At 72.2% G+C, this 15,154-nt stretch carries 16 protein-coding genes and 1 rRNA gene; 6 read left to right on the top strand and 11 right to left on the bottom strand.

What is annotated here, in order from left to right:
- Positions 1–805: cell wall metabolism sensor histidine kinase WalK (locus tag JWQ92_RS07735; RefSeq protein WP_297343885.1), on the top strand; the 805-nt coding region annotated here is incomplete at its 5' end.
- Positions 806–892: 87 nt separating this feature from the next.
- The gene (locus tag JWQ92_RS07730) at positions 893–1,759 is read left to right on the top strand and encodes an alpha/beta hydrolase (RefSeq protein WP_297343884.1); all 867 of its coding nucleotides are present in this window, start codon (positions 893–895) and stop codon (positions 1,757–1,759) included.
- A gap of 18 nt (positions 1,760–1,777) precedes the next feature.
- Here JWQ92_RS07730 and JWQ92_RS07725 read toward each other — a convergent pair whose 3' ends face one another.
- From JWQ92_RS07725 to JWQ92_RS07685, 9 genes are all read right to left on the bottom strand, one after another.
- Positions 1,778–3,613 (bottom strand): thiamine pyrophosphate-requiring protein, encoded by a 1,836-nt coding sequence (locus tag JWQ92_RS07725; RefSeq protein WP_297343883.1) that lies wholly within the window; start codon positions 3,611–3,613, stop codon positions 1,778–1,780.
- 149 nt (positions 3,614–3,762) lie between these two features.
- Positions 3,763–4,692, bottom strand: coding sequence for a bifunctional DNA-formamidopyrimidine glycosylase/DNA-(apurinic or apyrimidinic site) lyase (gene mutM, locus JWQ92_RS07720; protein ID WP_297343882.1), 930 nt, complete (start codon positions 4,690–4,692; stop codon positions 3,763–3,765).
- Positions 4,685–5,362, bottom strand: coding sequence for a ribonuclease III (rnc, locus tag JWQ92_RS07715; protein ID WP_297343886.1), 678 nt, complete (start codon positions 5,360–5,362; stop codon positions 4,685–4,687). Before rnc ends, mutM begins: the two co-directional genes overlap by 8 nt.
- Before the next feature lie 31 nt (positions 5,363–5,393).
- Entirely contained in the window at positions 5,394–5,597 is a 204-nt protein-coding gene (rpmF, locus tag JWQ92_RS07710) for a 50S ribosomal protein L32 (protein ID WP_297343881.1), read from the bottom strand.
- A gap of 2 nt (positions 5,598–5,599) precedes the next feature.
- A complete protein-coding gene (locus JWQ92_RS07705; protein ID WP_297343880.1) occupies positions 5,600–6,124 on the bottom strand; it encodes a DUF177 domain-containing protein in 525 nt (174 codons plus the stop codon).
- 170 nt (positions 6,125–6,294) lie between these two features.
- Positions 6,295–7,614, bottom strand: a complete 1,320-nt coding sequence (locus JWQ92_RS07700) for an aspartate aminotransferase family protein (protein WP_297343879.1) — start codon at positions 7,612–7,614, stop codon at positions 6,295–6,297.
- Positions 7,615–7,677: 63 nt separating this feature from the next.
- Positions 7,678–8,706 carry a TIGR03842 family LLM class F420-dependent oxidoreductase gene (locus JWQ92_RS07695; RefSeq protein WP_297343878.1) on the bottom strand — a complete coding sequence of 343 codons (1,029 nt, stop codon included), beginning with the start codon at positions 8,704–8,706 and terminating at the stop codon, positions 7,678–7,680.
- Between the two features lie 5 nt (positions 8,707–8,711).
- Positions 8,712–10,133 carry a dihydropyrimidinase gene (gene hydA, locus JWQ92_RS07690; RefSeq protein WP_297343877.1) on the bottom strand — a complete coding sequence of 474 codons (1,422 nt, stop codon included), beginning with the start codon at positions 10,131–10,133 and terminating at the stop codon, positions 8,712–8,714.
- 23 nt (positions 10,134–10,156) lie between these two features.
- Positions 10,157–11,005, bottom strand: coding sequence for a nitrilase-related carbon-nitrogen hydrolase (locus JWQ92_RS07685; RefSeq protein ID WP_297343876.1), 849 nt, complete (start codon positions 11,003–11,005; stop codon positions 10,157–10,159).
- Positions 11,006–11,141: 136 nt separating this feature from the next.
- Between JWQ92_RS07685 and cofD the strand changes: the two genes are divergently transcribed.
- From cofD to JWQ92_RS07665, 4 genes are all read left to right on the top strand, one after another.
- The gene (gene cofD / locus JWQ92_RS07680; protein WP_297343875.1) at positions 11,142–12,113 is read left to right on the top strand and encodes a 2-phospho-L-lactate transferase; all 972 of its coding nucleotides are present in this window, start codon (positions 11,142–11,144) and stop codon (positions 12,111–12,113) included.
- The gene (locus JWQ92_RS07675; protein WP_297343874.1) at positions 12,110–13,297 is read left to right on the top strand and encodes a benzoate/H(+) symporter BenE family transporter; all 1,188 of its coding nucleotides are present in this window, start codon (positions 12,110–12,112) and stop codon (positions 13,295–13,297) included. Before cofD ends, JWQ92_RS07675 begins: the two co-directional genes overlap by 4 nt.
- Before the next feature lie 40 nt (positions 13,298–13,337).
- Complete coding sequence (locus JWQ92_RS07670; protein WP_297343873.1) at positions 13,338–13,529, top strand: hypothetical protein; 192 nt, start codon at positions 13,338–13,340, stop codon at positions 13,527–13,529.
- A 98-nt stretch (positions 13,530–13,627) separates the two neighbouring features.
- Positions 13,628–13,966 carry a hypothetical protein gene (locus tag JWQ92_RS07665; RefSeq protein ID WP_297343872.1) on the top strand — a complete coding sequence of 113 codons (339 nt, stop codon included), beginning with the start codon at positions 13,628–13,630 and terminating at the stop codon, positions 13,964–13,966.
- Between the two features lie 18 nt (positions 13,967–13,984).
- Here JWQ92_RS07665 and JWQ92_RS07660 read toward each other — a convergent pair whose 3' ends face one another.
- Positions 13,985–14,833, bottom strand: coding sequence for a hypothetical protein (locus tag JWQ92_RS07660; protein WP_297343871.1), 849 nt, complete (start codon positions 14,831–14,833; stop codon positions 13,985–13,987).
- Between the two features lie 198 nt (positions 14,834–15,031).
- Positions 15,032–15,148: ribosomal RNA gene (gene rrf, locus JWQ92_RS07655) — 5S ribosomal RNA — on the bottom strand.
- Positions 15,149–15,154: the final 6 nt, after the last annotated feature.

The following is a 15,154-nucleotide window of genomic DNA, read 5'->3' as shown; positions in this document are numbered from 1 at the left end:
GGCGGCGGCCCGGCGGCTCGCCGACGGCGAGCGCGGCGTCGCGGTCCCCACGGCCTCCCCGGCCGAGGTCGCCGACGTCGCCGACGCGCTGCGCGCCCTGGACACCGCCCTCTCGACGAGCGAGGGCCGGCAGCGCGAGTTCCTGCTCTCGATCTCCCACGAGCTCCGGACACCCCTGACCGCGATCCGGGGGTACGGCGAGGCGCTGTCCGACGGGCTCGTGCCGCCCGAGCGGGCCGCGGAGGTGGGCGGGATCCTCGTCGCAGAGACCACTCGCCTCGAGCGGTTCACCGCCGACCTGCTCGAGCTCGCGCGGCTCGAGGCGGATGACTTCTCGCTGCAGCCCGGCCCGATCGACCTCGCGCGGCTCGCGTCGAGCACGGTCGAGGCGTGGACCGCCCGCGCGGACGCCCTCGGCGTGCGTCTCGAGGTCCACGCGGCCCCGGGACCGCTCCCGGCTCTGGGCGACCCGCGCCGGGTGCGGCAGGTGCTCGACGGCCTCGTCGAGAACGCGCTCCGCGCCACCCCCGCCGGTGGCCGCGTGGTCCTCACCGGCGACCGCGCGGACGGCACCGCGTGGGTCGCCGTCGAGGACAGCGGCCCCGGCCTGTCGGACGACGACCTCGACGACGCCTTCACCCGCGGGCTGCTCCGTGAGCGGTACCGGGAGACCCGCGAGGTCGGCACGGGGCTCGGGCTCTCGATCGCGACGCGCCTCGCCGGGCGCATGGGGGGCCGGATCGTCGCGGGCCACGCGACCACGCCGCCGGGAGCCCGCTTCACGGTGGAGCTGCCGTCGGCGTGACCGGCCCGGATCGTGAGCCATTTCCCCAGGTGGCGGGGGCCTTCGCGTGGAAGGCTTGCGACGTGGACGACGAGCGGAACCGCTGACATGGCCGGCACGCGCATCCGCGGGGCCTCGGGCCGCATGATGGGCCTCTCCACCGGCGGCGACCCGATCGCCGACCGGCTCGTCATCCTCTGCCATCCGACACCGGGGTGCGCCGCGTTCGACCCGGATCCGATCGTCACCGGGCGCTGGGGCCTGCACCTCGTGGGGCTCGACCGCCCCGGCTACGGCGCCTCGGATCCGCTCGACGACCCGACCCAGGCCTCGATGACGGAGCTCGTCGACGACATGGCCGCGTTCATCACCGACACGATGCGGACCGCCGACCGGATCTCGAAGGCGGACTACACGCAGGTCGGCCTGATCGGCTGGGGCACGGGCGCGGCCGTCGCCGCGGCGCTCGCGGAACGGCACCCCGAGCGCATCGACCGGCTCGCGATCGTCTCCGCGCCGGGTGAGCGCGACGTGCGGAAGGCGGCCCGACGCGCACTCATCGCCCCGCAGTCCCTCGAGGCGCTCCACATCGACCCGGCGGATCCGGCGCTCGGCTCCCGACTCGGCCTGCGCAACCGGCTCGAGCGGATGATCGGCGAGGCCTACCGCAGCGGCAAGGCCGGCATCGAGGCCGACCGCTACCTCATGGCCGACGCCTCGTGGAGCCGCGACCTCGGCGCGATCCGCGCCGACACCGCCCTCTTCTACGGCGCCCGCGACGGGTTCGCCGACGAGGACGACGCGGCCTGGTGGCAGGAGCACGTACCGACCGCGAAGCTCCACCTCGCCCCCCGGTCCGGCCCCCTCGTGCTGGCGACGGAGTGGGAGGCGATCCTCGCGCACGTCGCTCCCGACCACGGCAACATCGCCGAGGAGAACCGTGACCACGGGGAGCCGCGACTCCCCCGGCTCTAGCGGGCACGGCCGAGCGGGTCAGGCGTTCCGGTCGGCCCCGCGGCCGAGGTGGAGCGCGCCCTTCACGCGGGCGAGGCCCTCGTGGGCCAGCGCCTCCGCGGAATCGACCAGCGCGGGGACCTCGAGCGGGTCGCCCTTGAGCATCGCCTTGATCATGTTGTTGCGGTACTCCGGGGTGATCTTCGGCGGAAGCGGCGGCGCGTTGCGCGTCACGTAGTCGTCGATGACCGTGACGCCGCGATGCGCGAGCGCCTCCTCGACCGCGGCGGCGGCGAAGTCGTCGTCCTTCAGCCGGATCCCCTTGAACCCGAGCAGCTCCGCCCAGCCCGCGTAGTCGACGCTCTCGACGTCCTGCGAGCCGCGCCACACCGGGTTGCCGTCCTCGGTGCGCATCTCCCAGGACACCTGCGCGAGGTCGTCGTTGTGCATCACGATCACGATGAACTGCGGGTTCGTCCACTGCTTCATGTACTTCTTCACCGTGATCAGCTCGTTCATCCCGAGCATCTGGAAGGCGCCGTCGCCGATGGTGCAGATGACGGTGCGCTCCGAGAAGGCGAACTTCGCGGCGGTGGCGTAGGGCATCGCCGCGAGCATCGTGGCCAGGCGGCCGGAGAGGTCGCCCTTCATGCCGCGCCGCAGGCGGATGTGGTGCCCGTACCAGTCGGCGGTCGTGCCGGCGTCGCAGGTGATGATCGCGTTCTCGGGCAGGCGCGCGTTGAGCTCGTGGAAGATCCGGCGCGGGTTGCCGCCGTCCGGGAACGACTGCAGCGCCTGGTCCTTCATCTCGCGCTCCCAGCCGCGCCACTCCTCCTCGATCCGCTCCTGCCACACGCGGTCGGCCTTCGCCTCGAGCATCGGGATCAGCGCCGCGAGCGTCGCCTTCACGTCGCCCCAGAGGTTCACCTCGGTCGGGTAGCGCACCCCGAGCTGCTCGGGCCGGATGTCGACCTGGACCGCCCGGGCCTGGCCCGTCTTCGGGAGGAACTCGCCGTAGGGGTAGTTGGTGCCGAGCATCACGAGGGTGTCGCAGTCGTTCATCTGGTGCAGGCTCGGCAGGGATCCGAGCAGGCCGACCTGCTGCGTGTGGAACGGCACGTCGGCGGGCACGACGTCCTTGCCGCGGAGCGCCGTGATGATGCCTGCCCCGGCGATCGTCGCGGCCTCGATCACCTCGTCGGTCGCGCCGCGGGCGCCGGCACCGACGAGGAACGTGACCTTCGACCCGGCGTTGATGATCTCGGCGGCGCGGCGCACCTCGCTCTCCGGCGGGGTGATGCCGATCTCGGCCGGAGCGTCGCTCGATCTCGACATCCAGTGCGAGGCCGTCGGCTCGGTGGCCTTCATCGCCTGCACGTCGTGCGGGAGCACGATCACGCAGGGCTGGCGCCGTGCGATCGCCGTGCGGAAGGCGGTGTCGATGACCGCCTGCGCCTGGGCGGGCGACACGATCGTCTGCACGTAGGCGGCGACGTCCGCGAAGGTGCGCTCGAGGTTGCTCTCCTGCTGGGTGGACGTGCCGAGGGCGTCGAGGCCCTGCTGGCCCACGATCGCGACGACGGGCTGGTTGTCCATCTTCGCGTCGTAGAGGCCGTTGATCAGGTGGAACCCGCCGGGGCTCGAGGTCGCCATGCAGACGCCGACCTCACCCGTGAACTTGGCGTGGGCCACGGCCATCAGGGCGCAGATCTCCTCGTGCGTGGGGCGGATGTACTCGAGGCCCTCGCCCTTGCGGTCGGCCTTGCCGAGCGCGCCGTCGAGCTCGCCGATGCCGTCGCCCGGGAACGCGAACACCCGGGACACACCCCAGTCCTTGATCCGCTGGATCAGGAAATCGCTGACCGTCGTCGCCATGCTGGTCCTCCCGGCGCTGTGTGCCTCGCCGGCCGCAGGGAGTCGCCCCGCACGACCGGTCCGTTCCGATCGGGACGCTAGATCCGCCCCCTGCGAGCATCACCCGGCTCGGCTGAACGCCCGTTGTGCGAGTGCAAGCATCTCGGAGGTCAGGCCGCGGGCGCTCCCCTGCCGGCACGAGCACGGGGCGGGCGCTGGCACGTCGGGCAGCGGTGGCTCGACCGGTTCATGAACGGCTCGCGCACGATGGGCGTGCCGCAGCGCGTGCACGGCCTGCCCGCCCTGCCGTAGACGTGCAGCCGCTGGGAGAAGTAGCCGGAGGCGCCGTTGACATTCACGTACTGCGCGTCGAAGCTCGTGCCACCGTCGGCGAGCGCCCGCTCGAGCACGAGCCGCAGCTCCGCGAGCAGCGTGAGCGCCGCTCTGCTCGACAGGCGCGCCGTCGGGGCGTCGTAGTGCAGGCGCGCCGCCCACAGCGCCTCGTCGGCGTAGATGTTCCCGATGCCCGACACGAGGGTCTGGTCGAGCAGCGCGCGCTTGACACCCGTGCGCCTGGCCCGCAGGCGGCGCACGAAGTCGAGGTCGTCGAACACGGGGTCGAGGGGGTCGCGGGCGATGTGGGCGACCTGCGCCGGCACGAGAGCCGCCGGATCCCCGAATCCGCCCGGCGCTCCGTCCGCGGTGGGCACGAGCGGATCGATCGCGAGCGACCCGAAGATCCGCTGGTCGACGAACGCGACGGTGATCGGCCCGAAGGCGGGGCTCTCGAGCACGAGCCGCACGCGGAGCTGCCGGTCCGTCCCGGCGTCCTCGGTGCGCAGGAGCAGCTGCCCGCTCATCCCGAGGTGGGCCAGCACCGCTTCGCGGGGCCCGTCGTCGAGCGGGAGCCAGAGGAACTTCCCGCGACGCACCGCTGCCCGGATGCGGCGCCCTGTCAGGCGCTCCTCGAAGTCGGCGACGCCCTGGGGATGGCGCTTCAACGATCGCGGCTCGACCACCTCGACGCCCGCGATGCGGGCGCCGGCGACGACGGGCTCGAGGCCGGCGCGGACGACCTCGACCTCGGGCAGCTCAGGCACGGGCCGCGTCCGAGCCCTTCACGAGCAGCTGGTAGGCGGCCCAGGCCGCGGCGGTCTCCGCCTGCTTCTTGCTCGTGCCCTCGCCGGAGGCGGCAGCGAGGTCGCCGACCGCGACCGTCGCCGTGAAGACGCGGGCGTGCTCGGGCCCGGTGCCCGCGACCGTGTAGACCGGCACGCCGGCGCCACGGCGCGCGGCGACCTCCTGCAGGGCCGTCTTCGGGTCCGTGCCGGCGCCCGCGCGGTCGGGGTCGTCGAGCAGCGGCGCGACGAGCCGGAGCACGAACGCCTCGGCCGCCTCGCTGCCGACCGACAGGAACGCCGCGCCGATCAGGGCCTCGACGGTGTCGGCGAGGATCGACGCCTTCGCCTCGCCACCGGTGCGGACCTCGCCGCGACCGAGCCGGATGTGCGGGCCGAGGCCGATCGCGCGGGCGATGCGTGCGAGCGCGACGGTCGACACGACGCCGGACCGGCGCTTCGCGAGCGCGCCCTCGGGCTCGTCGGGGTAGCGCTCGTACAGGAGCACCGTGACGGCGCGGCCGAGCACGCTGTCACCGAGGAACTCGAGACGCTCGTTGTCCTTCACACCGTGCTCGTACGCGTACGACCGGTGGGTGAGCGCCAACTCGAGCAGTTCGGGATCGATGTCGACCCCGAGCACGTCGAGCAAGGGTGGTGCGGGCGCGTCCGCGCCCGGCACGTCAGGCGTCGGCGACGCGACGGCCCTTGTACTCGAGGTACAGCGGCACACCGTCCGATCCCTCGACCACGCGGGCGCGGTGGGGCAGGGAGTACACGACCTTGCCGTTCTCGATCGTCTTGACGAGCGTGGGCGCGTCGGCCTTCCACTGCGAGCGGCGCGCGTGGGTGTTCGCACGGGACTTGCGGCGCTTCGGAACCGCCATGGCTATCTCTCTTCTCTGTCGCTTGCCGCGGCCGGGAAGTCCTTCAGGGCCGCCCAGCGGGCGTCCACAGGCTTCGGTGCATCCACCGTGATCAGGTTGATGCCGGGGCCGAGGTCGAGGTCCTCGCAACCGTCGACGCATTCGGGCTGGAAGGGCAGTGCCAGCACCACCGCGTCCCGCACCACCGGCTCGAGGTCGAGCGTGTCGCCCTGGAGCGAGTGGTCGAACGGTTCCTCGGAAGGATACGCGAAAAGCTCGGCGAACTCGACTTCCACCGGCAGCGACACCGGCGCGAGGCATCGCGCGCATTCGCCGTCGGCCCGTGTGCGCACCGTTCCGGAGGCCAGGACGCCCTCGTGGAGGGACTCGAGCTTCACGTCGATGCCCATCGGCGTGCCTCCGGCGACCGCGACGAGTCCCTCGCCGAGATGCTCGGGAGCGGGGAAGTCGAGGTGCCGTTCGCGCATCTCGCCCGGGTTGCGGACGAGATCGCGCACGTTCTGCACGTAGGGGTTGCGGGCGATCACGGCCCGAAATCCTACCCGCGATCCGGCCACCCTCCTGCGCATCCCCTCCACGCGGCCTCCGCATCGCGCGGATCCGGAGTTCTCGCGCGACATGCCGGTTGCGGGCTCGAAACGACGGCGTGGCGAGCGGATTCTCCGGAACGGCGCGACGCCGAGCGGCCGCCTCCGCGCTAGGGCAGGACGGCGTCGAGGATCGCGACGCCGCGCCGCACCTCGGCCTCGGTGACGATGCAGGGCGGCACCACATGGATGCGGTTGTCCTGCACGAACGGCAGCAGGCCGGCGGCCAGCAGGCCCTTCTTGATCGCGGCCATGTCGGCGGCCGGCAGCGGCTCGCGCGTGGCGGGGTCCGCGACGAGCTCGAGCGCCCAGAAGACGCCGAGCCCGCGCACCTCCCCGATGACCTCGTGCCGGGTCGCGAGGTCGCGGAGCGCCGGTCCGATCGCGTCCGCGCCGATGTGCGCGGCGTGCTCGACGATGCCCTCGTCGCGCATCGCGTCGATCGAGGCGACGATCGACGCCATGGCGAGCGGGTGCCCGCTGTAGGTGAGCCCGCCGGGGAAGACGCGCGTGTCGAACTCGGCGGCGATCGCCGGCGGGATGATCACGCCGCCCGCCGGCACGTAGCCCGAGTTCACCCCCTTCGCGAATGTGATGAGGTCGGGCACGATCCCGCCCGGGTTCAGTTCGGGGTTCTGGAAGGCGAACCAGTCGCCCGTGCGGCCGAAACCCGCCATCACCTCGTCGAAGATCAGGACGATCCCGTACCGGTCCGCGAGCGCGCGCAGCCCGGCGAGCCAGCCGGGCGGCGGCAGCAGCACCCCGGCCGTGCCCGGCACCGTCTCGACGAGGATCGCCGCGATCGTCGCGGAGCCCTCGGCCTGGACGATCCGCTCGAGGGCGCGCAGGGCGCGCTCGGTCTCCTGCTCGGGCGAGGTGGACCAGTACTCGCTGCGGTACGGGTAGGGGCCGAAGAAGTGCACGTGCCCGCGCGCGTACTCGTTCGGCACGCGTCGCCAGTCGCCGGTCGCGGCGATGGCCGCGCCGGTGTTGCCGTGGTAGGAGCGGTACGCCGAGAGCACCTTGTCGCGGCCCGTCGTGAGCCGGGCGAGCCGGATCGCGTTCTCGTTCGCGTCGGCGCCGCCGTTCGTGAAGAACACCGCGGAGAAGGGCTCCCCCGCGACCTCGAGGATCCGCCCGGCGGCGAGGCCACGGATGCGGTTGGCGTGCGCCGGCGCGACCGTGGGCAGCAGCGCAGCCTGCTCCTGGATCGCGGCGACGACCTTCGGGTGCGTGTGGCCGATGTTCGTGTTGACGAGCTGGCTCGAGAAGTCGAGGTAGCGCCGGCCCTCCTCGTCCTCGACCTCGCAGCCGTGCGCAGCAGCGATCACGAACGGGGCGAGTCCGCCCTGGGCGCTCCAGGAGTGGAAGACGTGCTTGTCGAGCTCGAGGGTGGTCGCGGATCCGGCATCGGACTCGAGCAGCGTCATGATTCCTCCAGGTCTCGGCCGTCTCAGTGTGGCCGATCGGCGTCGCGGGCGGGTTCCCTGCGGTCAGGAGGTGGCGAGGAGCGGAACGGCCAGCGCCGGGATGACCGTCTCGCCGTAGCGGCGGAGGGTCTCCTCCTTGTCGTCGTGCTGCAGGTAGAGGGCGAACTGGTCCACACCGAGGGCCTTCAGCCGCTGCAGCTTCGCGATGTGCTCGCCGGCCGTGCCGAGCACGCAGAAGCGGTCGACGATGTCGTCCGGCACGAACGCGGTGTGCGTGTTCCCGGCACGGCCGTGCTCGTTGTAGTCGTACGACTCGCGGGCGGAGATGTAGTCGGTGAGCGCCTTCGGCACCACCGAGTCCGTGCCGTACTTGGCCACGATGTCGGCGACGTGGTTGCCCACCATGCCGCCGAACCACCTGGTCTGCTCGCGGGCGTGCGCGAGGGCGACGTCGCTGCCGTCCGTGACGTACGCGGGAGCGGCGACGCAGACCGTGATGTCGCCGGGGTCCCTGCCCGCGGCGGCAGCAGCGGCCCGCACCGTCGCGATCATCCACTCGGCGACGTCGACGTCGGCGAGCTGCAGGATGACGCCGTCGGCGACCTCGCCGGCGAGCTTCAGGGCGAGCGGACCGTACGCAGCGACCCAGATCTCGAGCTCGGAGCCGACGCTCCAGGGGAAGCGGAGCGTCGCGCCCCGGTACTCGACCGAGCGGGAGTTGCCGAGCTCACGGATGACGTGGATGGCCTCGCGCAGCGTGCGCAGGCTCGCCGGCGCGCCGTTCGTCACCCGGACCGCGGAGTCGCCGCGGCCGATCCCGCACACGGTCCGGTTGCCGTACATCTCGTTCAGTGTCGCGAACACGCTCGCCGTGACGGTCCAGTCCCTGGTGCTCGGGTTCGTCACGAACGGGCCGACCTTCACCCGCTTCGTCTCGTTGAGGATCGCCGAGTGGATCACGTACGGCTCCTGCCAGAGCAGGTGCGAATCGAAGGTCCACACATGGCTGAAGCCGTACTGCTCCGCCAGCCGGGCCAGGTGCACGGTCCGTGAGGCGGGCGGGTTCGCCTGCAGGACGACGCCGAAGTCCATCGCGGTCAGACCAGGTACTGAGTCAGGCCGCGCGGGACGTATTCCCCGTCGCCCTTCGTCCCGAGGTACCGGCCGCGGTCGACGATCACCTTCCCGCGGGAGACCACCGTGTCCACGTGGCCGTCGATCTCCCGCCCCTCCCACGCGGAGTAGTCCATGTTCATGTGGTGGGTCTTCCCGATCCCGATGCTCGTGCGGCCCTTCGGGTCGTAGACGACGACGTCGCCGTCCGCGCCCGGCTGCAGCACGCCCTTCCGCCCGTACATCCCGAACATCCGGGCCGGAGTCGTGGACGTCACCTCGACCCAGCGCTCGAGGGAGATCCGCTTCTCGACGACACCCTGGTACAGAAGGTCCATCCTGTGCTCGACCGATCCGATCCCGTTCGGGATCTTCGAGAAGTCGCCCACGCCGAGGTCCTTCTGGCCCTTCATGCAGAACGGGCAGTGGTCCGTCGACACCATCTGCAGGTCGTTGGTGCGCAAGGCCCGCCACATCGCGTCCTGGTGGCCCTCCTCGCGGCTCCTGAGGGGTGTGGAGCACACCCATTTCGCCCCCTCGAACCCGGGTGCGCCGAGCTGCTCCTCGAGGGACAGGTAGAGGTACTGCGGGCAGGTCTCCCCGAACACGTTGCTGCCGCGGTCGCGCGCCGCGGCGATCTGCTCGACGGCCTGCTTCGCCGAGACGTGCACGACGTAGAGGGGGGCGCCCGTGAGGTCGGCGATCATGATCGCCCGGTGCGTCGCCTCCTCCTCGGTCTGCCACGGGCGGGTGAGCCCGTGGTACAGCGGCGCGGTGTCGCCGGCTGCCACGGCCTGCTCGACGAGGACGTCGATGACGCTGCCGTTCTCCGCGTGCATCATCATCAGCGCGCCGTTGCTCGCGCCCTTCTGGAAGGCGCGGAGGATCTGCCCGTCGTCCGACAGGAAGACGCCCTTGTAGGCCATGAAGAGCTTGAAGCTCGTGACCCCCTCCCGGATCAGCTCGTCCATCGCCGTGAGGGAGGCCGGCTGGATGTCGGACAGGATCTGGTGGAAGCCGTAGTCGATCGCGCAGTTGCCCGCTGCCTTCTCGTGCCACGCGGCGTACTGGTCGAGGACGTGCTGATGCGGGTACTGCACGACGAAGTCCACGATGGTCGTCGTGCCGCCCCATGCCGCGGCGCGGGTGCCGGTCTCGAACGTGTCCGAGGCGGACGTGCCGCCGAAGGGCATCTCCATGTGGGTGTGGGCGTCCACGCCACCCGGGATCACGTACTTGCCTGCCGCATCGATCACGGTGTCGACGTTCGCCGCCACGTCGAAGCCGAGCACCGTGGAACCCGGTGCCAGCACGGCGGCGATCGTCCCACCGTCGATCAGCACATCCGCCGGGGAGGACCCGGTCGCGTTCACGACCGTGCCGTTCTTGATCAGGGTCCTGGTCATCGATCCTCCGGTCGGCGTTCCGGTCAGGGAGCGGGGATCGCCGTATACGTGTCGGGGCGGCGGTCGCGGAAGAACTGCCACGAGTTGCGCACCTCGCGGATCAGCTCGAGGTCGAGGTCACGGATCACCACGTCCTCCCGCTCGGTGCTGCCCCGCTCCCCCACGAACTCCCCCCGCGGATCGACGAACTGGCTGGTGCCGTAGAAGGTGACGGCCTTGTCGCCGAACTCGTCGTCCTCACGGCCCACCCGGTTCGGCGCGGCGACGAAGTAGCCGTTCGCCGCGGCGGCGGCCGCCTGCTCGAGGTCCCAGAGCCGGTTGGAGAGCCCGGGCTTCGTGGCGTTCGGGTTGAACACGATCTGGGCGCCGTTCAGCGCCAGCTCGCGCCAGCCCTCCGGGAAGTGCCGGTCGTAGCAGATGTAGACACCGATGGTGCCGACGGCGGTGGAGAACACCGGATAGCCGAGGTTGCCGGGGCGGAAGTAGAACTTCTCCCAGAAGCTGTCGAGGTTGGGGATGTGGTTCTTGCGGTAGGTGCCGAGCACCGATCCGTCCGCGTCGACCACGACCGCCGTGTTGTAGTAGACGCCGGTCTGCGCCTCCTCGTAGATGGGAAGGATCAGCACGAGGCCCAGCTCCTTCGCGAGCGCCGCGAAGCGGGTGACGACAGGACCGTCGGCGGGTTCCGCGTAGTCGTAGTACTTCGCGTCCTCGGTGATGCCGAAGTAGGGCCCGTAGAAGAGCTCCTGGAAGCAGACGACCTGCACACCCTCCGCGGCCGCTGCCCGAGCGAACCCCTCGTGCTTGTCGAGCATCGAGGCCTTGTCCCCGGTCCACGTCGTCTGGGTGATGGCGGCTCTGATCGTGCTCACAGCAGCGAGCCTGCCGCTTGGCTCTCTTTTTTGCCACGGTTTCCGGTCGGTTTCCTCTGGAAGGCCGGCCCGGCGGACCGGTTGGAGCCGCAGCCCCGCGGCGCGCCTCGGACGCGCGGCTCAATAGGGTTGGCGTGTGGACCCCGACCGCATCGTCGTCCTGGCGGGAGGCGTGGGCGGAGCGAAGTTCGTCCGCGGCCTGCGCGCCCTCGGCCGACGCGACCCTGCCGGCTCCCCCGCGATCACCGTCGTCGTGAACACCGGTGACGACCTGTGGCTCGCCGGGCTGCGGGTGACCCCGGACCTCGACTCCCTGATGTACGCGCTCGCCGGCGTGAACGACGACGAGCGCGGGTGGGGCCGAGCCGGGGAGTCCGAGCGGGTCAGCGCCGAGCTCACCGCCTACGGCGTCGGCTGGCCGTGGTTCACCCTCGGCGACCTCGACCTCGGCACGCACATCGCCCGCTCGGCACTGCTGCGGGAAGGACTGCCCCTCTCCGCCGCCGTTGATCGGTTGACCGCGCGGTGGCCGCTCGACGTGCGCCTGCTGCCCGCGACGGACGACGAGGTGGAGACGTACGTCGTGACGGCCGAGGGCGAGCTGCACTTCGAGGAGTGGTGGGTCCGCACCCGGGCCGCGCTGCCCGCGCTCGCATTCCGCCAGCACGGCGTCGAGACCGCGACAGCGGCGCCGGGGGTACGGGAGGCGATCCTTGCGGCGGACGCCGTGCTGCTCGCTCCCTCGAACCCGGTGGTCTCCATCGGCACGATCCTCGGCATCCCCGGGATCCGGGAGGCGCTGCGCGACACCGGCGCCCCGGTCGTCGGGCTCTCCCCGGTGATCGGCGGCGCCGTCGTGCGCGGCATGGCCGACGCATGCCTGACTGCGATCGGCGTGGCGACGGACGCCGCCGCCGTCGCCCGGCACTACGGCGCCCGCACGGAGGGCGGTCTGCTCGACGGCTGGCTCGTCGACGAGGCCGACGCCGCCGCGGTCGACGGACTCGCGGCGACGGGCATCCCGGCGCGGGCTGTGCCGCTGTGGATGACGGACGACGACGCGACCGCCGAGATGGCGGCCGCCGCGCTCCGGCTCGCCGGACGGTGACGGCCGGGCGCCGCGCCTCGACCCTGCAGCCGCTGCTGGCCGGGGTGGTCGGCACCGTCACCGGGTTCTTCGGCTCCGTCGCCGTGCTGCTCGCGGGGCTCACCGCCGCAGGGGCGACGGCCGAGCAGGCCGCATCCGGACTGGTCGCCCTCTGCGTGGCGCAGGGCGTGCTCTCGATCGTGCTGTCATGGCGGCTGCGGATCCCCGTGTGCTTCGCGTGGTCGACCCCCGGGGCGGCACTGCTCGTCGCCGCCCACCGGGAGGGCGGCTCCTTCGGCACCGCGGTCGGCGCATTCCTGCTCGCCGGCGTCCTGACCGCCGGCACCGGCGCCGTTCCCGCGCTGGCGCGGTTCGTCGACCGCATCCCGCCGGCGCTGACCGGGGCGCTGCTGGCCGGGGTGCTGCTGCCCTTCTGCCTCGCGCCGGTGACGGAGGCGGTGCGGCTGCCCCTGCTGGTCCTTCCGCTGGTCGCGGGCTGGCTGCTGCTCTCGCGCTTCGCGCCGCGGGCGGCCGGCCCCGTCGTGATCGTCACCGCGCTCGTCGTCACCGTCCTGCAGGGCACGGCCGGGGCGGCCGTTCCTCCCCTCCCGATGCTCGCCCCGCCCGCGCTCGACCCGGTGGGCGTCGTGGCGCTGGGCGTGCCCCTGTACCTCGTGACGATGGCGGGTCAGCACCTGCCGGGCTTCGCCGTGCTCCGGGCGAACGGCTACGTGCCGCCGACCCGCCCCGCCCTGGTCGTCTCTGGGCTCGCCAGCGCCGTCGTCGCCCCCTTCGGCGGGGTCGGCGTGAACCTCGCGGCCATCACGGGCGCGATCATGGTCGGGCACGACGCGGGCGAGGACCGCTCGCGCCGCTGGCTGTCGGGGGTCGCCTCGGGCTGTACCTACCTGCTGCTCGCCGGCACGGCCGGACTCGTCGCCGGCATCGTGGGTGAGGCGCCTCCTGCGCTGGTCGAGGCCGCCGCCGGGCTCGCGCTGCTCGGAGCGTTCGTCGGAGCGGTGTCGTCGGCCTTGGAGCGGCCGGACACCCGTGTGCCCGCAGCCGTCACCTTCCTGATCGTCGGCTCCGGGATCGCCGTCGCGGGTGTCGGCAGCGCCTTCTGGGGACTCCTGGTCGGCGGGATCGCCCTGGCCGTGCTCGCGCGGCGACCGCCCGCCGCCGGCGACGCGTCGCCGATGCCCTGAACGGCAGTGCGCTGGCAGCCGATCCTGCGAAGATGAGGGGGTGGAACACATTCTCGGCGCCGTACTCGGAATCGTCCTGCTGGTGGTCGGTATCGCCTGCTTCCCGATCGGGTTCTCCTTCGGGATCGACAACCGCCTGATGATCCCGTTCTTCATCGCCGGCGTGGTGCTGATCTCCGCGGCGCTGCCCGTCCCGATCTTCATCCTCGACCGGCTCGACGGGCGCGGCTGACCGCTTCGGCGATCGCCCACCGTCCTTCCGGCGAACGCTCCCCGGCCGCCCAGCGGCACCGCCTACGGTCGCGTCTCCGGATGAAGGAGGACTCGACCATGAGCACCGCACCCGATCGCGCCGCACTGCCCCTGCCCGACTACGACCACATCCCCCTCGGCACGCTGCCGTCCCGCATCTCCGCGCTCGACGCGGGAGAGGTGCAGCAGCTGCTGGCGTACGAGGAGGCGCACGGGTCGCGGCTCCCCGTCGTCGAGGTGCTGCGCCACCGCATCACCGCCCTGGAGCAGGGAGCGACGCCGAGCGGTGCCGTCCAGCAGGCCATGCCCGAGGTCACCAGCTCGCAGACGGGTTCCTCCGTCACCCCCGCCACCGCCGGCCCGACGATCAACCCTCCTTCGCACGGCGACCCGACCAACCCGGCGCAGCCCCGCTGAGCTGAGCACGTCGACCCGTCAGCCGAACTCGTGCAGGCGAGCCTCGCGCGCGGCCCGGAGGTGAACTGCGGCCCAGCTGCGGAACGGTCGCCACGCCTCCGACGCCGACTCCACCGTGGCACGGTCGCCGTACCGCGAGCGGACCTCGTCGTCAAGGCGGGCCTCGTGGTGGGGTACCGCGTCGGGAGCGTTGGCTCCGCGCACCACGACGAGCTCGGCCGCGAACGGGCCGAGGCCCTTCACCTGCTGCACGCGCGCGATCGCCTCCTCGGGCGGGACCGCGCGCAATGCGGCGCCGTCGAGCACCCCCTCCAGAGCCGCGTCAGCCACCGCCTGCAGGTACTCGCCCTTCCGGCCCGGCAGCTCGAGGTCGAGCGCCCGGAGCACCGCGGGTGGGGGCAGCGCCCCTCCCTCGCCGTGCCGGTCCGCCAGCTGCGCCCGCAGCCTGGCCGCCTGCGTCACGCGGATGCGCTGGGACAGCACGGACCAGACGGCGGCCTCGTACGGGGAGTGGAACCCGCACGGCCGCAGACCGGGCAGCGCCCGCTGCACCTCGGCGATCACCGGGTCGCGTCGGCCGACCTCCGGCCAGCCCGCGGCATCGACGTCGAGCGACAGGAATCGGGCGACCTGAGCCGCAGCCGCACGGAGGTCCCCGTCGCCGGAGACGGTGACCGACGCCACGCTGCCGTCCTGCCGCACCTCTCCGCCGGCTCGCGACCAGTCCTCCTCCACCAGGAAGACCGTCGACAGCGCATCGCCGTCTCCGGGCGGCAGCGCGGTCGGGGCGAAGCCTTCCCAGAACGCCCTGCTGGTGGCGAGCGACCAGGGCCCGCGTACCTCGATCTCCACAGTGAGCGTCGCCATGCGGTCAGCGTCCTCCGCAGCACCGACAGCAGCCACGGCACTTCGAGCCCCGCAGGCCGACGCGGACACGTCGCCCTGGCCACGTGACCTCGAAGCCGCGAACGGCGAAGACCGCCGGAGCGAATCCGCCCGTGAACGCTGGGTGGGAATGGGAAAGGCCCCCGGGAGTGGTGCTCCTGGGGGCCTTTCGATGGTGAAGTCCGGCGGTGTCCTACTCTCCCACGAGGTCTCCCTCGCAGTACCATCGGCGCTGAGAGTCTTAGCTTCCGGGTTCGGAATGTGACCGGGCGTTTCCCTCTCGCTATGGCCGCCGTAACACTG

This window comes from Amnibacterium sp., assembly GCF_025463795.1.
Classification (GTDB): Bacteria; Actinomycetota; Actinomycetes; order Actinomycetales; family Microbacteriaceae; genus Amnibacterium.
The sequence above is the reverse complement of the archived record's forward strand: the minus strand, read 5'-3'. Positions and strand labels throughout refer to the sequence as shown.